This window comes from Priestia flexa NBRC 15715 (assembly GCF_001591565.1).
GTDB classification, from domain to species: Bacteria; Bacillota; Bacilli; order Bacillales; family Bacillaceae_H; genus Priestia; species Priestia flexa.
The window spans coordinates 1-17,428 of record NZ_BCVD01000010.1 but is presented as its reverse complement, the minus strand read 5'-3'; the positions used below and the strand labels follow the sequence as shown (position 1 = coordinate 17,428).

The 17,428-nt window shown below is 39.6% G+C and carries 16 protein-coding genes and 2 riboswitches; of the genes, 4 read left to right on the top strand and 12 right to left on the bottom strand.

What is annotated here, in order from left to right:
* Nucleotides 1-122 precede the first annotated feature (122 nt).
* The gene (locus tag BFL01S_RS03200) at nucleotides 123-1,370 is read left to right on the top strand and encodes a glycosyltransferase family 2 protein (protein WP_061784850.1); all 1,248 of its coding nucleotides are present in this window, start codon (nucleotides 123-125) and stop codon (nucleotides 1,368-1,370) included.
* Nucleotide 1,371: 1 nt separating this feature from the next.
* Here BFL01S_RS03200 and BFL01S_RS03195 read toward each other — a convergent pair whose 3' ends face one another.
* From BFL01S_RS03195 to BFL01S_RS03185, 3 genes are all read right to left on the bottom strand, one after another.
* Nucleotides 1,372-1,575, bottom strand: a complete 204-nt coding sequence (locus BFL01S_RS03195) for a hypothetical protein (protein ID WP_061784849.1) — start codon at nucleotides 1,573-1,575, stop codon at nucleotides 1,372-1,374.
* A gap of 20 nt (nucleotides 1,576-1,595) precedes the next feature.
* On the bottom strand, nucleotides 1,596-1,865 hold the full coding sequence (locus BFL01S_RS03190) for a hypothetical protein (RefSeq protein ID WP_061784848.1): 270 nt from the start codon (nucleotides 1,863-1,865) through the stop codon (nucleotides 1,596-1,598).
* 190 nt (nucleotides 1,866-2,055) lie between these two features.
* On the bottom strand, nucleotides 2,056-3,198 hold the full coding sequence (locus BFL01S_RS03185) for an acyl-CoA dehydrogenase family protein (protein WP_061784847.1): 1,143 nt from the start codon (nucleotides 3,196-3,198) through the stop codon (nucleotides 2,056-2,058).
* Nucleotides 3,199-3,473: 275 nt separating this feature from the next.
* On the opposite strand from BFL01S_RS03185, the gene BFL01S_RS03180 reads away from it, so the two are divergent.
* Nucleotides 3,474-3,953: an Hsp20/alpha crystallin family protein gene (locus tag BFL01S_RS03180; protein WP_061784846.1), complete on the top strand. Its 480-nt coding sequence runs from the start codon at nucleotides 3,474-3,476 to the stop codon at nucleotides 3,951-3,953.
* Between the two features lie 31 nt (nucleotides 3,954-3,984).
* Here the strand turns inward: BFL01S_RS03180 and BFL01S_RS03175 are convergent, their stop codons facing one another.
* The 5 genes from BFL01S_RS03175 to BFL01S_RS03155 all read right to left on the bottom strand — a co-directional run bounded on the left by BFL01S_RS03175 (nucleotide 3,985) and on the right by BFL01S_RS03155 (nucleotide 9,921).
* Nucleotides 3,985-5,259 (bottom strand): ABC transporter ATP-binding protein, encoded by a 1,275-nt coding sequence (locus BFL01S_RS03175; protein ID WP_061784845.1) that lies wholly within the window; start codon nucleotides 5,257-5,259, stop codon nucleotides 3,985-3,987.
* Nucleotides 5,256-6,305, bottom strand: a complete 1,050-nt coding sequence (locus BFL01S_RS03170) for a FecCD family ABC transporter permease (protein WP_061784844.1) — start codon at nucleotides 6,303-6,305, stop codon at nucleotides 5,256-5,258. The genes BFL01S_RS03175 and BFL01S_RS03170 overlap by 4 nt, the downstream gene beginning before the upstream one ends.
* Before the next feature lie 99 nt (nucleotides 6,306-6,404).
* A complete protein-coding gene (locus BFL01S_RS03165) occupies nucleotides 6,405-7,895 on the bottom strand; it encodes a cobyric acid synthase (RefSeq protein WP_025910084.1) in 1,491 nt (496 codons plus the stop codon).
* Between the two features lie 107 nt (nucleotides 7,896-8,002).
* Nucleotides 8,003-8,187, bottom strand: a riboswitch (cobalamin riboswitch).
* Entirely contained in the window at nucleotides 8,186-9,646 is a 1,461-nt protein-coding gene (gene panF / locus BFL01S_RS03160) for a sodium/pantothenate symporter (protein WP_025910083.1), read from the bottom strand. (Overlaps the previous riboswitch by 2 nt.)
* Nucleotides 9,643-9,921 (bottom strand): YhdT family protein, encoded by a 279-nt coding sequence (locus tag BFL01S_RS03155; protein ID WP_025910081.1) that lies wholly within the window; start codon nucleotides 9,919-9,921, stop codon nucleotides 9,643-9,645. The genes panF and BFL01S_RS03155 overlap by 4 nt, the downstream gene beginning before the upstream one ends.
* A 193-nt stretch (nucleotides 9,922-10,114) precedes the next feature.
* On the opposite strand from BFL01S_RS03155, the gene BFL01S_RS03150 reads away from it, so the two are divergent.
* Both BFL01S_RS03150 and BFL01S_RS03145 read left to right on the top strand, forming a co-directional pair.
* The gene (locus tag BFL01S_RS03150; protein WP_025910079.1) at nucleotides 10,115-10,681 is read left to right on the top strand and encodes a YdcF family protein; all 567 of its coding nucleotides are present in this window, start codon (nucleotides 10,115-10,117) and stop codon (nucleotides 10,679-10,681) included.
* A gap of 176 nt (nucleotides 10,682-10,857) precedes the next feature.
* Entirely contained in the window at nucleotides 10,858-11,181 is a 324-nt protein-coding gene (locus BFL01S_RS03145) for a winged helix-turn-helix transcriptional regulator (protein WP_025910077.1), read from the top strand.
* A 47-nt stretch (nucleotides 11,182-11,228) separates the two neighbouring features.
* On the opposite strand, the gene metE is transcribed toward BFL01S_RS03145, so the two are convergent.
* The 4 genes from metE to BFL01S_RS03125 form a co-directional block, all read right to left on the bottom strand.
* Complete coding sequence (metE, locus tag BFL01S_RS03140; RefSeq protein ID WP_061784843.1) at nucleotides 11,229-13,505, bottom strand: 5-methyltetrahydropteroyltriglutamate--homocysteine S-methyltransferase; 2,277 nt, start codon at nucleotides 13,503-13,505, stop codon at nucleotides 11,229-11,231.
* Nucleotides 13,506-13,646: 141 nt separating this feature from the next.
* A riboswitch (cobalamin riboswitch) is annotated at nucleotides 13,647-13,833 on the bottom strand.
* 177 nt (nucleotides 13,834-14,010) lie between these two features.
* Nucleotides 14,011-14,760, bottom strand: coding sequence for a glucose 1-dehydrogenase (locus BFL01S_RS03135; protein WP_061784842.1), 750 nt, complete (start codon nucleotides 14,758-14,760; stop codon nucleotides 14,011-14,013).
* Nucleotides 14,761-14,784: 24 nt separating this feature from the next.
* Nucleotides 14,785-15,753 carry a DHH family phosphoesterase gene (locus BFL01S_RS03130; RefSeq protein ID WP_061784841.1) on the bottom strand — a complete coding sequence of 323 codons (969 nt, stop codon included), beginning with the start codon at nucleotides 15,751-15,753 and terminating at the stop codon, nucleotides 14,785-14,787.
* Nucleotides 15,754-15,882: 129 nt separating this feature from the next.
* Nucleotides 15,883-17,103: a dicarboxylate/amino acid:cation symporter gene (locus tag BFL01S_RS03125; RefSeq protein ID WP_061784840.1), complete on the bottom strand. Its 1,221-nt coding sequence runs from the start codon at nucleotides 17,101-17,103 to the stop codon at nucleotides 15,883-15,885.
* Nucleotides 17,104-17,428: the final 325 nt, after the last annotated feature.

Genomic DNA, 17,428 nt, shown 5'->3' with positions numbered 1-17,428 from the left:
GCTATTAACCTACCTCTCAACATTAATCCAAACCTCATAGAATATATATACCTTGTATGCATGGAAATTTTTAAAAAAACTAGCGTTCAGCCTATAATTGACTAAGTTAAAAGGAGAGTATTATGACAAATATGCACATTTTTCTTTTTGGGCATGAAAGTCCGCATGTAATTCAGCAGCTTTTAGCCAAACTGAGCGACGGTGCGTCGGTTACCGTCATTGCCAAGTCAGAAGTTCTGCAATTGATTCCGCACCACGCGGATACTATATCTCTTTCTAGTTGTATAGGAAGCGAGCTTAACAAAAGAGTTCAACGTTTAAATAAGGAGCACGTATTGTTTTTATTTAAAGGAGACGACGTAAACCTTCCGCTTTTAAAAAAGCAAACGCTAGATAAAATGAAGCTATACACTTATCCATTAACAGATGAAGAGTTAAAACTACCTCTGTTTTTTAAAAGCGCCGATTTAAAATTATTTCCATTTCCTGAAATACACGCATTTCCTTTTGTTGAAGCGATGTTTGCATATTGGGTACGCACCCTTCCTTCAGATCAATGCATACCTGTGGATACAAAAAAAGCGGTGAAGATGGGAATTCAAAAAGAAACCCGCCTTGCTTCTGCTTTTTTAGAAACTAGCCAACTCTATCAGTTTACTACTGAGCATAAAGCCAGCTCTCCTCTATCAATTATGCTAGCAGCTTATAACGCAAAGCCATTTATTCATACAGCCGTTTCTTCATGCTTCATTCAAAGCGTTTCTTTTCAAAAGAAACAACTTTTTGTAGTTGACGATGGCTCTACGGATGGAACTGCTGAAGACTTAGCTTTTCTTCAATCACAGCTAGGCTTTCAGCTCATTCAAAAAGAAAATGGAGGAAAAGCACGCGCTCTAAACACCCTTCTACCTTTAGTTGATACAGAATTCGTACTAGAGCTTGATGCAGACGACTGGCTTGATCCCAACGCTTTATCAGTTATTTCAAATCACTTACCTTCTATTCCTTCAGACGCTGCTATTTTGTATGGAAATTTACGAAGGTGGAAAGAAACACCACACAATGGATTAAAGCCAATGGGTGTTGTGCACGGACGGTCCATTCGCTCAAAAAATGAGCTTTTAGGCTACGCATTTCCTATGGGGCCACGCATTTATCGTACGTCTTTTCTAAAAGCAATTGGAGGATTTCCCGTTCTTTCTTTTTTAGATGGGCGTATGTACGAAGATGTCAGCGTCTTAAATGAGCTAATGAAGCGCTATTCGGTATGCTACCGAGATTTCACTGTATACAACGTTCGTGATCACGTGAAAAGCATCACAAAAAAAAATCACTCCAATTGGAGCGATTTCATTAAAACCTTGGATTAATTTAGGCAGTGAAGAAACGAATTGTGTTAATAGAAGTTAGGGGGACAAATACAGGCATAGCACCATACCCCATCGATTCAACAACCGTGACATGATCAGGACCAACAAGCGTAATAACTCCATCAATGATTCGGTTATCTAATCCAATTTCAGCTCGCTGACCAACATATCTTGCCAATTGAGAAAGTAATAAGCTTTCAAACATACCATTATTCCTCCTTTTAATTAAAGTGGTGTTACCGTTTCAATTTGAGAAACTAAAACGAATGTTACGGATAAATCGTCTTCAACAACAACTACATAGTCTGTACCTACAAATGATAAAACACCTGTAATTGTTGGTTCGATACCTGATGAAATTCCTAATGTTACGCGCTCATTTACTAGCGTTAATAAAGTACCTAAAAGTGGTGTTGGGGAAGTAGGTGGTTCAACAGGCTCCGGAGTTGTTCCTCCATTACAGCAAATAGCACGAAGTGCAACTGCTCTTTTCATAAAAAATCGTCTCCTTTCATCTCTTGATATTCAGCAAAAAACCTTGGCTTTTTCACTAAATATTCTCTACAGTCTATGTAGCTTAAACATGTTATGCATAGATGCTTGACCTATAAAAATAAATATTTGTAAAAAAAACGGCAAGAGCGGATGTTTACTTAATTCCACTCTTGCCGTTTTCTTAGTATGATTATTTAAACGCTTGTTTTGCTAAATTAATGAGCGTCATATCGTCCATCGGCGGGTTATGAAGACCCGCTCGCACGTCACGATAATAGCGCTGAAGAGGATTTTTCCGCTGCAAGCTGCGTGCACCAACAATTCGCATTGCTTTGTCTACTACCTGAAATGCACTATTTGTGACCACATGCTTTACAGCAGCTAATTCTCCTGCCAATTCTTCACGCTTTTGTCCTTCATCCCATTTGCGCGCAACGCTATACATGAAGTGACGTGCTTTCATAAGCTCAAGCTCAATTTCTCCCATTTGCATTTGCACATTTGGAAGTTCACTGATTGTTCCTTCTATACTATTTGGTGAGTAGGTTTTAGCAAACTCTACTGCGTAGTCTCTCGCTGCGATAGCAATGCCAATGTAGCATGCTGGAATATGCAATAACCACCCGTTTGCGCCAGGCTTTTTACTACCACCAATATATTCAGCTAAATATTCTTTGGGAATCCAAACGTCTTTTAGCACTAAGTCATGACTTCCAGTTCCTCTCATTGCAATCATATCCCATGTTTCTTCAATCGAAAGTCCGGGGGTATCTCTTGGGATAATAAACTGTGCTACCTGATTTGCTTCTGGCACAAAAGCTTTAACTAAAAAATAATCCAGTACAGGTGACATCGTTGTAAACGTTTTTCGGCCATTTAACACCCAGCCATCTTTTGTACGCTCTGCTTTGGTTTCAGGAAGGCCTCCTCTCGTAGGGCTCCCTGTTTTCGGTTCCGTTGCCGCACTGTTAACAAGCGCTCCTTTTTGAATTTTTCCAAATAAAAATTCAAGCGTTTCTGGCTTCCACGGCTGCTTATCACGAAGATCCATCGTAATGCCCATATGCCAGCCAATGCTTAACGCCGTGGACGAATCACCTTGAGCAATTAACTCTTGATACAATAGAAAGTCATACAGAGATAAGTTTTCCCCTCCATTCGCTTCACTTAATGACCATGTTGTGTAACCAACATTTTTTAAGTCTTCAATGTTTTGGAAGGGAAAGCTACTTTTTTCATCAATTTCTTGAGCACGCTCTTTAAAAGCTGGAATGAGAGCTGCAAGATTTTGGTACGATTCTTTGTTTGAATCCGTGATAAATGAATTGTGCACTATCAACCGCTCCTTTTTCACTAAATCTCTACTACGCCCATCGGTTTAATACTTATTATCATAGCACATCTATTTTCTATGATGCACTTTGGATGCTCATTATTACGAAAAGAAGTATAAGCACCTATTAGGCATTTGTAACATATGTATAATTAATCCTCTCTCTCAATCGCTTTTTCCAAATATGGAAAAGGCGATTTCATTTGTGATATGCACCTATTTTTATTGCATTCATAAGCTACATAAACGGCATTTGTCGCTAAAGGAGGTTCGCTATGTTTCCGTTTGGAAAATCACCTTTTAAAGAAAATGGATTTGGAAAGATGAATATGAAAGATATCGATCAATATGTACAGCAAGTGTTATCCAACGCAATGGCTCAGTCTTTTCCACAATATATGAAAGAAAACGACTTCTTTAAGCAAGCACATCAAATGTACCATCAGCCGCTTTCTTCTGAGCAACAGCGAAGTTCATTAACATCAAACGTCTTTCAAACGCACGATGAATGTATCGTCCAACTTTCTTTTCCAACCTCTAATAAAATTGAAGAAGTCAAGGTTGCCTATACACCTTACTCATGTACGATTACGGGTACGTATGATGGTGAACCTTTCACAGAAGAGTGTCAACTCCCTTGTACGGTCAGCCGAAAAGGAAGTAAAGCTACGTGCAGAAACGGCATTCTTGAAGTCAAGCTCATAAAGTATACAAATTTACCTGAAACAGAAATTGATGTTCATCGCTTCGACTAAAAATGCTCGCTGTTTACACGGTGAGCATTTTTCATTGCGTAACAAGCTGATATTTATCAACTTCTCGTTTTATAATAGCTTTAATTTTTTTAGCATCTACTGCTTTTGTATCCGTATTTCTAACAGCACAAGCTGCAAAATTCCCTCGATTGATTCCCAACCCTCCAAGCTGAGCACTTACTTCCATTGCTGTTTCTAAAAGTGATTCATCTTTAAGAGGCATATCCGTAACAACTACGACGTTCACCTGTTCCTTACTTTTTGTAAACAAGAATAGCCACGTATATACTCCATCTTCGTAAAATGAAATTCGTGTAAAGCGATGATCGATCCCAGACCACGAAAGTAAATCGCTGCTTTTCTCTTCGTCTGTGTACTGAACGATTTGCTTACACCAATGGATACCCTTTCCGCTATCTCCCGTAGAAAGGGTGCGCAGGGAATGTTCAAAGCTTACTGACAGACAACGTTCATTTTCTATGAGCGTATATAAGTTGGAAAAAGCTTGTAGTACCTTCTCTTCTTTCGGGGGGACATATGCAAGCTGCCTTTTATGGACTCCAGGATGATAAAGTACGTGTAAATCAACTCCATAGACGTGCTGAAGAGTTTGCTGGTCACTAAAAATCTCTTCAATACCTCTTGCATAAACCTCTCCATCTTTTAACAAGATGGCGTCATCAGCAAATAGTGCTGCAATGTTTAAATCATGTAAAATCGCCACAATGGTTAAGTTTTCTTCTCGCTGCAGCTCTTTTAATAAATGCAGCAGTTCCATTGCGTGCTTTACGTCTAGATGATTTGTCGGTTCATCTAACAGCAAATATTCAGGTTCTTGCGCTAAAGATTTAGCTAAAAGAACACGCTGTTTTTCCCCACCGCTTAAAGCATTGAATGAGTGATGACGATATCGCCACACATCCGTTCTTTTCATCACTCTTTCAATCACTTCTTTATCATAAGGTGATTCATTATTTAAAAACCGTTTCGTTTGGAAAGGATAGCGACCAAGCGCCACAATTTCACGAACGGTAAACTCTAGACCGATTTGGTTTTCCTGCGTCATAACCGCTATTTTTTGCGCTAACTGCGTAGCTGAATAGGAGGAAATTGACTTTTGTTCTAACTTAATTTCTCCTGCTGTTAGCGGTAGCACGCCCATCATCAAGCGAATGAGCGTGGTCTTTCCGCTCCCGTTTGGTCCAAGAAGCGTGCAAAATGAGCCTTTTTCCACGGTGAAAGCTACGCTTTTTACAGTAGGCTTATGCTTTTTATACCCACCAGTTACGTTACAAACCTCAATCATTCAATCCCTCTTTTCCTAATCCTTTCTTTAATAAGCAACAGCGTAAAAATAGGTGAGCCGATGATCGCAGTTACCACACCAATTGGAAGCTCCTGTGGGTTTAGAATGGTTCGTGCTACAAGGTCTGCCAACACAAGATAGCTGCCTCCAATCAGAATAGAAAGAGGAAGCACATGCTTGTGGTTTGCACCTACCACCAACCTTACTAAGTGAGGAATGACAAGTCCAACAAAGCCGATTGCTCCAGAGACAGATACGGATGCACCTGTCAAAATAGCTGCCGATACCAAAATGATACGCTTTCTGCTTTTTACGTTAATTCCCATAAACTGTGCAGACTGATCGCCAAACGCAAAGCCATTTAGCTCGCGGGTATTCGCAAGTAAGCCGACCGTACCGATGATGAAAAACGGGAGTAAAAGCTGAACATGTCCCCAGCCTCTCATTGACACACTTCCCATCAGCCAATACAAAATTTCACGCACTCCTTGCTCTGATGATAATGCAACCATAAGAGAAATCATAGCGCTCATGAACGATGACAAAATAATACCTGCTAAAATAATAGTTTCGTTAGCTAATGTCCCGCTCGCTAACTTTGTAATACCAAATACGAGTAAAAGCGTTAAAAAGCCAGATACAATCCCAATAATCGGTAGCGTATAGATATGCATCCCAAATAGCTGCCAGTTAAAAAAGATAGCAAGCACCGTGCCAAGAGTGGCTCCAGAAGACACCCCGATGGTATACGGGTCCGCTAATGAGTTTCGAAGCAAGCCTTGAAAAGCTGCCCCCGCAATGGCAAGAGCTGCTCCAACTAAAAAGGCAACGACTACGCGTGGAAATCGAATTTCCCAAATAATGAGCTCCATGTTACTGGGGCCATGATATAAAGATAATCCAGACATGTTTTGAACAATAATTTTAATAACGTCTGTAACGGTTAAAGACACGGTACCTACAAAAACACCAGTAATAACTGTAGTTAAAACAAGGATTATACTAAAGACATAAAATAAGACAATTTTGTTTGCGATTTTTTTCATCTTGCATCAACTCCCTCTATCGGAAACCGAGGGCCGGGATTTTAACCTTTTTGTAAAGAATCTTTTACAGATAGCACGCCCCAACCGTTTGATAGTGAATTACTTTTTATATTCACTCATGATTTCATAAATTTGTTTCATATCAATTGCTTTTCGTACATGTGCAGCCAGCTTTTGAAAAGACTCTTCCTTTCGCGCCCTACTATTAAACGTTTTCTTAATCGGCACTAATCCTTTTTGCTGTCGAATGTCGTTTAAATATGCACGTCGAAAGCCATCATTATGAAAAACATCATGTATGTATGTACCAATGACGCGACCAAAAACTGCTCCTTCTTTTATACCATTTAGCTCAGCAAAATGTACAGTTGGCTTGGTAGACGTTGTTTCGCCCATATGAATTTCGTAACCTTCAATTTGATAGGACTCATCGTGTAAAATAGCCCTTCCCGTTACCCGTTCTGTTCGCTTCTTTGTTTTCATTACAGTTTCAATAGGTAAAAGACCTAGCCCTTTAACAGATTTTTGGGTTGATTCCACTTCATTTGGGTCACTTATCACTTCACCTAAAATTTGATACCCACCGCAGATTCCAGCAATATCCACCTTATTCTTCTTTGTCAAAATAGCTTCTGCTAAGCCCGTTTCATACAAGTACTTTGCGTCTTCTAACGTATTCTTGCTCCCAGGTAAAATGATTAAATCAGGCGTTCCAAGCTGAGAAGGTTTTGTCACAAGCCTTACGTGGCAATCATCTTCAAAACGAATAGGATCTAGATCTGTAAAGTTCGACATGCGAGGATAAGAAATAACGGCAACATCAAGTTCTTTAGCTGGATTTGGAAGAGTAGGGTACGTAGTTAAAGCAAGTGAATCTTCTGCATCAATCTCCACATCATCCAGATAAGGAACGACGCCTAGAACAGGAAGTCCCGTATACTCTTCAAACCAATCAAGCCCTGGTTGCAACAGCGACAAGTCACCTCGAAATTTATTAATAATCACACCTACCACTTTTGACTTATGCTCTTTTGGAAGCAGCTGAATTGTTCCTACTAAGCTAGCAAAAACGCCTCCCTTATCGATATCTCCTACTAAAATAACGGGAGACTGTGCAATATCAGCTACTCGCATATTCACAAGTTCACGGTCGTTTAAGTTAATTTCAGCAGGACTCCCTGCTCCTTCAATGACAATATGCTCGTACTCAGAAGCAAGCTCTTCATACGCTTTGGTGATAATCTCACGTCCGGTTTCAAAGAAATCTTTCCTATACTCGTACGCATACATATTTTGCAAAGGAACACCATGAACGACGACCTGCGCCTCATACTCTCTTGTCGGTTTGATTAAAACCGGATTCATATTGGTCGTTGCTTCCACTCCAGCAGCTTCAGCTTGAATTCCTTGAGCACGTCCAATCTCTTTTCCATCCTTTGTAATATAAGAGTTAAGTGCCATATTTTGTGATTTAAACGGCGCTGTTTTGAAACCATCTTCTGCAAAAATTCGGCAAAAAGCAGTTGTAAGTAAACTTTTTCCAGCGTCCGAGTGCGTTCCTTGAATCATAAGAGGAATTGCTTTTTTCATCTGTATCACGCCTTTCATAGCAAAAAGCCTTGGCTAAAAACCAAGGCTTCATGACAACATCTTCATTCTTTTGATGTGCACGTCACCTATTTTCCCCGCCGAAAAATAAGAGTTAATGTTTAAAAGCAGGTCTCCTGGCTTGTGCTTCACTTTACTTCTGCACCTTCCTAGCTCATTGCTAGCGGTTTGTTGCAGGTTCATCCACACTTACAGTAGCGGGGGCTGCATCGGATTTCCACCGATTTCCCTATTATCCTTAAACGTATAAGGCACTTTTAAAACATAATCGTTTATAAATATTTTTTTCGAAGCTGTTCTTGTAGGTTCTTTGTTTTTGATTGTGTCATTATACTTGCAGTTACAAAAACCAATAAAGACAGAACAACGGGAAGCACAACCGTATGCATGCCAAATGGGTTAGGAGCGTATGTGTGAATTAAAATATACACTAAAAGCCCCGTCACCATTCCCGAAATTGCTCCATATTTATTTCCTTTTGTCCAATATAATCCTAACACAATTGGCCAAATAAATACTGCTTCAAGTCCACCGAATGAAAATAAGTTAAACCAAATGAGTAAATCAGGTGGGTTAATAGCAAACAAAAATACTAAAATTCCAATAATCATTGTTGTTAAGAAGCTCCATCTTTTCACCTGCTGCTCTTTTGCTTTCGGATTAACGTAGTTTAAATACAAATCTTTTACAATAGCAGAGCTAATGATTAATAAAATAGAGTCTACCGTCGACATAATGGCTGCCATCGGCGCAGCAAGTACAACTCCTGCTAACCAAGGTGGTAATACTTCAAGAGTTAACGTCGGCATCACAGTGTCTCCCACTTCAATTCCTGGAATTACAGCACGAGCAAACACACCAATAAGATGCATCCCTAACATAATCACACCAACTACTACCGTACCGATAAGCATGGCTTGATGCATCGCTTTCGAGTTTTTATAAGACATCGCTCGAACGGCCACCTGTGGCAGTCCCACAACTCCTACTCCAACTAAAATCCAAAATGATGACACATAAAGCGGTGTTAATGAACGATCTGCTCCGTACGGGCTCACAAGATTTGGATTTTCATTCACTAAGTCTTTCATGATTGCTTCGACACCGCCGCCAGCATAAATAGTAGCAATTAGTAAAATAATCGTCCCTACAAGCATTACAATTCCCTGCAGGGCATCGGTTAGTACGACAGCACGAAACCCACCAATTGATACATAAACAAGTACGGTGACTGCAAAGATGACAAGCGCACTTTTGTATGAAATGCCTACAAAACCTTCAATTAATCTAGCTCCTCCAACCCACTGAGCAGCTAAAGAAGCAAATAGAAAAAGGACAATGCTTACAGCAGAAACAATCACAACAATATTGCTTTCATATCGCTTTTTCAAAAAATCAACAAGCGTAACGGCATTCATCTTTCGCGAAACAATGGCGAATTTTTTGCCAAGAGTTGTGAGAACAAAGTAACCTGTTACAACTTGAATCACGGACAATAGTACCCAAGCAAGTCCGGTTTGATATGCTGTACCAGGACCACCAATAAAGCTGCTCGCACTTCCGTACGTCGCGACCATCGTCATGGCAAGAACAAACCCTCCAAGCTCTCTGCTTCCTAGAAAATAATCATTAATAAATGAACTTGCCGTGCTTGTTTTTTTAGCGGTAATAAAGCCAATCGCAAAAATTAATAGAACAAACACAACAAGAGGAACAACAACAGCCCAGTTCATTCGCTCTCACCTCTTTCTTCATCTTCTAAAGGAAGATCTGAAAAGAAAAAGCGAACAATAATCCAGACCAGTAAAATAATGAGCGGGATTCCAAGTATGCAGCTATAAAAAAACCAGGCCGGAAACCCCAATATGTATGTATACTCTGATACGGGCTTTGAACCAAGTCCGTACGCAAAACCAAACCACCATGCAAAGTGGAAAAGAGCCAGGCCGATACCGATTAAAGCTTCTTTATGTGCGATTCGATAACGCCAATCGGCTTTTTTCTTCATGTTCGTTCTCTCCTTCTTTGAAATGTTGCAGAAGATGTGCATAATGATTATAACGTTCCAAAACATATGAAGCTATCCCTTTTGCTAAATTCATGACATTTTTTCCTATTTACCGCTTAAATATTAAATAAATACTACTTTTTATACCAATTACTGCATTATACTAAATAGGAATAAACGATGGGAGTAGCTTATGAAAAGAAAATTTATCTACGTACTTACTTCTTTACTAATTGGATACGTGTTGTTTGCGTCATATCATATTTATTCTGCAGCTAGTTCACCTCCTCCAAAAAACGCAGACTACATTATGATTCTTGGAGCTAAGGTAAATGGAAAAGAGCTATCTTTAAGTTTACGAGAGCGCATGATTACTGCGCTGCGTTATTTAGAAGATAATCCTTCAACTATTGCTATTGTCTCAGGTGGACAAGGTGATGATGAAGACATCTCTGAAGCGGAAGCGATGTCTACTTTTTTAGTAGATCACGGCGTTGACTCTGCTCGCATTATACAAGAAAATCAATCTACTTCCACTTATGAAAACTTTCTCTATACCAAAAAGCTTATTGATATCAATGACAAACATATTGTACTCGTCAGCAACCAGTTTCATTTATACCGCGCATCACTGATTGCCAAAAGACAAGGATATAACGTATACCCATTAGGTGCAGAAACACCAAACGTCGTGAAGCTTCAATCATATGGTCGTGAGTATGCAGCAATTATTAAAACTTGGCTATTTGATCGTGAATAAGCCATTTCGTTTTTTAGATAGATAAGTAATTGGTTATTAACTAGTTTCTCTCAACAGCTTTACTTCAATACTCCTTTCGCTTACTTTATGTAAGGTTCTTCTCTTTGGTCGTGAAGTTTTAAGAAGTGTAGCACCTAATGCTTTGTGCTATAATATGTGTTATAGGAGTGAAACAAATGAATCAATCAACCTTATGTCCACGCTTTGAAAAAGCAATGACGATTTTAAGTCAGCGCTGGACCGGGCTCATTATTTATAAGCTTCTGTCTGGACCCCAGCGTTTTTGTGCCATCGAATCATCCATTTCAGTAAGCGGCCGCGTACTATCAGAACGCTTGAAAGACCTTGAACAACAAGGGATTGTCAAGCGTGAGGTCTTTCCAGAAACGCCTGTACGCATCGAGTATTCCTTGACGGAAAAAGGAAAAGCGCTTGAACCTATTATGATAGAAATTGAAAAATGGTCGCAGCAATGGCTGGAACAAGATAATTTGTCATAACGTAAACAAAGAACCCCCATATAAAAGGGGGTTTTCTTTGTTTCATTTTATTGTGCGACTGCTGCTAACTTTTCACGATACTTCTTCGTAACGTTTACCATTTGAGTTAAAGCATCGATTACCTGCTTTTCATTTCGTGTTTTCAAACCGCAGTCTGGATTAACCCAAAATTGTGCTGGGTTTAACACGCGAAGAGCACGGTCAAGATTATTTGTCATTTCTTCAAAGCTTGGAATACGAGGGCTATGAATGTCGTAAATGCCAAGCCCGATTTCTTTATCGTATGAATACTGCTCGAATGAAGAAATAATATTGCCATGACTTCTGGATGCTTCAATTGAAATGACATCTGCGTCTAGTGCAGAGATTGTGTCAATCATGTCATCAAATTTCGAATAGCACATATGCGTATGAATTTGCGTTGTATCTTCTACACCCGTTGTTGCTAGACGGAACGCTTCAACAGTAGCATTTAAATACGCGGCTTGCTTTTCAGCTCGAATTGGCAATCCTTCTCGCAGCGCAGGTTCATCTACTTGTATCATGTGAACACCGGCTTCTTCAAGCGCTTTAACTTCTTTTCGAATGGCTAATGCAATTTGATTCATGCTTTCATACTTCGAGATGTCTGTACGTGGGAATGACCAGTTTAAGATGGTAATTGGCCCCGTCAGCATTCCTTTTACGACTTTTTCGGTTAAACTTTGTGCATAGACAATTTCTTTAACCGTCATCGGCTCGACTAAATAGACATCTCCGTATACAACAGGTGGTCTTACGCAGCGTGAACCATATGATTGAACCCAACCGTTTTTCGTTGTTAACATTCCGCCTAAGCGCTCACCAAAAAATTCAACCATATCCGTACGTTCAAACTCACCGTGAACCAGCACATCAATACCAATTTCTTCTTGAACCTCAATCCAGCGCTTTGTTTCTTCTTTTATAAACGCTTCATACTGTTCGTTCGTTAACTGACCTTGCTTCCATTTTAAGCGCTTCGAACGAACCTCTGCTGTTTGTGGCAAGCTTCCAATTGTTGTAGTTGGTAAAAGCGGTAAATCAAACTTTTCTTTTTGCAAACGCTGGCGCTCAGCCACAGAAGCACGAGATAAGGCTTGATCATCAATCTGTTCTAGCTCTGCTCTCGTTTTCGTGTGAACGCGGTTTGCAACCTTCGAAAATGCCTCAATCTCTTGCTGATGTGCTTTTACTGCTTCGCTATCCCCTTTTAAAAGGTCCTTTAAAAGTTCTAGCTCAGTCAGCTTTTCTTCAGCAAAACTTAAGCCTGCTCGAATATCAGCTGGTAGCTCTTGTTCAGTTTCTACCGTTACAGGGACATGAAGCAGTGTACTAGATGGCTGAACAATTACCTCTTCTTTACCCACTAATTTTTGCAATTCACTTACAAGTGCAGCTTTTTCAATTAAGTTACTTTTCCACACGTTACGACCATCAATAACGCCTGCAAAAAGCTTTTTCCCTTTTGGAAAACCGTGTGCTTTTATCGCTTCACTATTTTTTCTCTCATCATGTACAAAATCCAACCCAAAAGCATTCACAGGAAGGTTCACAACAGATTGGTAATTATCTAATGCTTCAAAATACGTTTGGATGATAAGATTAGCACCAGGTACTTCCTCTGAAATACGCTGATAAAATGCCTCAACCTCCTTCCAGTACCCTTCTGTTTTATTCGTTACAAAAATTGGTTCATCAATTTGAATCCACTCTGCTCCCGCTTCATGTAACTCCTTAATCACTTGAATATAAAGCGGAGTTAATTGAGCAAATAAGCTCGATACTTCTTCTTGTTTAAATCCTTTGCCTAATAAGATAAAGGTTGCTGGCCCAATTAGAAGAGGCTTACCGTTAAGTGCCAATTCGTCCTTTGCTTTTTGCCAATATGCTAATGGTCTGTTTTCATTCAATGCCGGCGTTACGTCAGTAAACTCTGGGACAATGTAGTGATAGTTGGTATTAAACCACTTAGTCATCTCACATGCCTCTGCTTCTTTGTTCCCTCTTGCCATTGCATAATATGTATCAAGAGCGGATAGATTTTGCTTTTTGAAACGAGCTGGAATAATATTAAACATAACCGCCGTATCAAGCATGTGATCGTAATAACTAAAGTCACCTACTGAAACAAAATCAATCCCCTTATCTTTTTGAATACGAAGCTGATTAACATACAACTCATGAAGTTGGTTGTGCAGCTCTGCTTCCGTTGTTTCCTGCTTCCAATAAGCTTCAATTGCTTTTTTCCATTCTCTGTTTCTACCGATTCTTGGATACCCAATTGTTGCTGTATTCACTGTCATTTCAATCTCCTCGTTTCGTCTATTTTTCTGCAATAAAAAACTCTCTGGAAAGAGAGTTAGACGACAGCTTTAAGAAGTATTGAACAACATATACTTTTGTTTCAATACCAAGCTAATCACCTCTCCCTATTACGCGTAGGTTGTGAGTGCAAACAACAGGCAGGTCTCCTGACTTAGAATCATCACCTATTATCACCTTCCCGTTTCATAAACAGTGGTTTACTGATAATAGGCTCCTCCTTACAGTGGCGCGACCGCGTCGGATTTTCACCGATCTTCCCTTTTAAGCTAAAACTAGTGTCTTAGCACCTTTTGCATGAACATATTCACTTTATACACTAATTCCTTTTCAATTAGGAATTGAACATAACGATACATGATTTCGATAAGTAAATCAAGTCTGATTTTTCTAAATTTTAAAAAGAATACGCTTTCATATAACTGTGTTTTTATACAAAATAAAAATAGCAGGCTATAGGTATAGCCTATAGCCTGCTTACTTTAGTTAATGTTCATAAATCATCTTGCGCGTCATTCCACCATCGACAACTACGTTCGTCCCCGTTACAAAATCATTGTCTGGATGCGTCAGGTAAAGGCACGCTTTTGCAATATCTGCTGGAGTGCCAACTCGGTTAGACGGATGCTGAGCATGATCAACATCTCGAAGATCCTCATATTGCTGAGTTTCAATCCAGCCAGGAGAAATTGCGTTGACGGTAATCTTGTCTGGTCCAAGTGAAATGGCAAGAGCATGCGTTAGCGCCACAATGCCACCTTTTGTAGCAGCGTATGCTTCGGTGTGTGGCTCTGACATAACGGCACGCGTAGAAGCTAAGTTTACAATTGAACCACCTATTTTGTTATTTCGCATCACTTTTGCAGCTTCTCTTGAGCATAAAAATACGCTTCGTAAATTAAGATTTATGATATCATCCCATTCATCTAGCGTTAACTCATACGGAGACTTCCACTTTGTTACTCCAGCATTATTAACCAGAATGGTAATCGTACCATAAGCTGAAACAGTTTCTTTCATGAGGTTGATAACATCCTCTTCTTTTCTTACATCTGTGTGAATAAACATTGCCTGTGCACCTGCTTCACGCAGCGTTTTAGCATGCTTCTCCCCTTGTTCTTCATCAATATCTGCGATTATCACTTTGGCACCTTTTTTGGCATAGGCGCTTGCCACACCTTTTCCAATTCCATTTGCGCCACCAGTTACCACAACAACCTCACGTTCAAATGTCAAAGTCATCCCTCCTCTACACTTAGTTTATTCACTTTTTTCGTCTGGTTGAAACAAGTGGTCGGTTACAAATAGCTTGAAGGTTTCGCTCGTTAATTTGCAGCCGGATGCTTTTGGATGGCCTCCACCACCAATGTGACCCACGATTTCAGCTAAATTAATCTTATCTTTCACCGCTCGAAACCCTAGCTTTTTCCTTCCCATATCAACCATTACTGAAAAGTCGATTTCTTCATGCTCTAGGCATAATGCATTTCCCAACTCTGACTGATATGTATCTGCGAACACAATCCCTACCTTGTATTTTTGCTCTGCAATCTCTACTTCTGCTTGCATCATTTGCTTTTGTTTGTCATAGATATATTTTTCAATTCGCTTCTCTTCAGCTTCAAGTAAAATCGCGTGCTTTTCTGTAAATTCAAAGCTTTGATTGGCACCAGTATAAGATGCTTGTAGCGTTTCGTGAACCGTATCTTTAAACTCTTCATGAGAAATTAAGTAGTAAAGGTGATTAAGTCTTTTTGCTTTTTCATTTTTCTCGTGAAACCAATCCCACGTATCGAATAAACGTACAAGCTCTACGTATTCATCCAGCATCTTCGTACGTTCCAACATCTTGTTTTCTAGTAGATATGTATAAAAAAGCGATGTAGCTGCTGTTTTCGTCCCATTCTTATCTTCTGGTATCACATGGACCCAATCGTATTTTTCAGAAAGAGGAAGTGCAGAAATATGATGATCAATAAGCGTAACCTTTTGACCATTTTTCACAAGTTCATCCAGCTTAGCTGCTACTTCATCATTTACGCTAATATCCGTTATGTATAAGTCTTGTCCATCATTATCTTCTTCTATAAAATGCAGCACCGTATCGTTTATGCGTCCGATTCCTACCGTGTCGTAATCAAGGTTCTCATCACCAAATGCTAAGCGAGCTAATAAAGCTGGGCTTACCCCATCTAAATCATTATGTGAAATTAACTTTACTTTTGTCATCAAAAAACTCCTTTAAATCATTATCAATTACTCATTCACTTTAGTATGCGTGAATCTTTTTCCATTATAGCAAGGAATGAAAAAAAATGCGTACATCCTCACCTTTCATAAGGATGTACGCACAAAAATTCACGATGCTTGCTGATTCGCTTTTTCTTTTGATTTCTTCTCATATGAGTCTACAACAACAGAAGCTGCAGCATCTCCGACAATATTAACCGACGTACGGAACATATCAAGAATACGATCGATTGCTGCAATTAAAGCAATTCCTTCAACTGGAAGGTTGACGGCTGCTAGTACCATTGTTAACATAATCATCCCTGCACCTGGCACGCCCGCAGTACCAATTGATGCAATGGTAGTTGTAAACATGATTAGTAAAATTTCACTCATACCGAGATCAATTCCATAAAATTGTGCAATAAATAGCGCAGCAACACCTTGGTAAATCGCACTACCGTCCATATTCATTGTGGCACCTAACGGTAAAACAAAGCTTGCTGTTTCCTTTGAAACGCCAAGGTTTTCCTGAACGTTTTTCATTGAAACAGGTAGCGTTGCACCACTACTTGCTGTACTAAAAGCTACAAGGCCGGCTGGTGCTATTCCTTTTAAAAATGTAAGTGGATTCATCCCAGCAAAGCCTTTAACCGCAAGAGAATACACAACGAGAAGCTGCGTTAAACAACCTAATGCTACAGCAATAATCACCTTAGCGAGAGGTGCTAAAACAGCTAAACCATACTCACCAATAATTGGTGCTACCATTCCAAAGATACCAATTGGTGCAATGACCATGATACCACTTGTAATTTTAAACATGACTGTGGAAAAAGATTCAAATAGCTTTTGAATTGGCTTTGCTGGCTCTCCTACAAATAAAATCCCTAAACCAATTGCAATTGCCATAAAGATAATTTGTAGGATATTCCCTTCCATTAACGCTGCAAATGGATTTTCCGGAATCATGTTTAACAACGTCTCCGTAAGCGTTGGTGCTTCTCCACTCGGCGCAGTGGCTCCTTGCTGTAACGACACGTTAGCTCCTGTACCAGGTGATAAAATCACAGCATATACGATACCAATCGTCACAGCAATCAACGTTGTAAAGAGGTAGAAAACAATCGTTCTCCCTCCCATACTAAAAAGCTGCTTGGTATCTTGTAAACTTGTTACGCCTACAATGAGCGTCGTTAAAATCAAAGGCGCCATAATAAACTTAATGAGCCTTAGAAACAAATCGCCAAGCGGCTGCACGACAGACATCTTGTCTCCAAAGATGAGTCCGAGCGCAACAGCTACGACGAATGCTACTAAAACCTGCGTTAGTAACGATGGTTTTTTCATAGTTGTTCTCTCCTCATAATGATATTCCCGCTGTATCCCATCGCCTTAACTGCTACGCAGTAACTCCCCTTTTTTGCATATTTATACATATTTTGTTCACTGCATACTATACACTTTCCGTTTATCACACTACCATCTTATTCTCCATAAAGACACGTGTCAACCCTCAAAAAACTAAAAAACGAACAAAAAAATGAGAATAGTCATCTTTGTTCGTTTTTTTAAATCAATTGGGAGAAATCCCTTTAAAGAAGATATGTAAAATTTCCAGCGACTTATTTTTATCAAATGTAGCTATCTCATGAGGAGCTAGCTGATCAAAATG

What these genes read in the sequence shown, in the direction of transcription:
- BFL01S_RS03200 (WP_061784850.1), top strand. Translation starts at nt 123, where the DNA reads ATGACAAATATGCACATTTTTCTTTTTGGGCATGAAAGTCCGCATGTA.
- BFL01S_RS03195 (WP_061784849.1), bottom strand. Translation starts at nt 1,575, where the DNA reads ATGTTTGAAAGCTTATTACTTTCTCAATTGGCAAGATATGTTGGTCAG.
- BFL01S_RS03190 (WP_061784848.1), bottom strand. Translation starts at nt 1,865, where the DNA reads ATGAAAAGAGCAGTTGCACTTCGTGCTATTTGCTGTAATGGAGGAACA.
- BFL01S_RS03180 (WP_061784846.1), top strand. Translation starts at nt 3,474, where the DNA reads ATGTTTCCGTTTGGAAAATCACCTTTTAAAGAAAATGGATTTGGAAAG.
- BFL01S_RS03175 (WP_061784845.1), bottom strand. Translation starts at nt 5,259, where the DNA reads ATGATTGAGGTTTGTAACGTAACTGGTGGGTATAAAAAGCATAAGCCT.
- BFL01S_RS03170 (WP_061784844.1), bottom strand. Translation starts at nt 6,305, where the DNA reads ATGAAAAAAATCGCAAACAAAATTGTCTTATTTTATGTCTTTAGTATA.
- BFL01S_RS03165 (WP_025910084.1), bottom strand. Translation starts at nt 7,895, where the DNA reads ATGAAAAAAGCAATTCCTCTTATGATTCAAGGAACGCACTCGGACGCT.
- panF (WP_025910083.1), bottom strand. Translation starts at nt 9,646, where the DNA reads ATGAACTGGGCTGTTGTTGTTCCTCTTGTTGTGTTTGTTCTATTAATT.
- BFL01S_RS03155 (WP_025910081.1), bottom strand. Translation starts at nt 9,921, where the DNA reads ATGAAGAAAAAAGCCGATTGGCGTTATCGAATCGCACATAAAGAAGCT.
- BFL01S_RS03150 (WP_025910079.1), top strand. Translation starts at nt 10,115, where the DNA reads ATGAAAAGAAAATTTATCTACGTACTTACTTCTTTACTAATTGGATAC.
- BFL01S_RS03145 (WP_025910077.1), top strand. Translation starts at nt 10,858, where the DNA reads ATGAATCAATCAACCTTATGTCCACGCTTTGAAAAAGCAATGACGATT.
- metE (WP_061784843.1), bottom strand. Translation starts at nt 13,505, where the DNA reads ATGACAGTGAATACAGCAACAATTGGGTATCCAAGAATCGGTAGAAAC.
- BFL01S_RS03130 (WP_061784841.1), bottom strand. Translation starts at nt 15,753, where the DNA reads ATGACAAAAGTAAAGTTAATTTCACATAATGATTTAGATGGGGTAAGC.
- BFL01S_RS03125 (WP_061784840.1), bottom strand. Translation starts at nt 17,103, where the DNA reads ATGAAAAAACCATCGTTACTAACGCAGGTTTTAGTAGCATTCGTCGTA.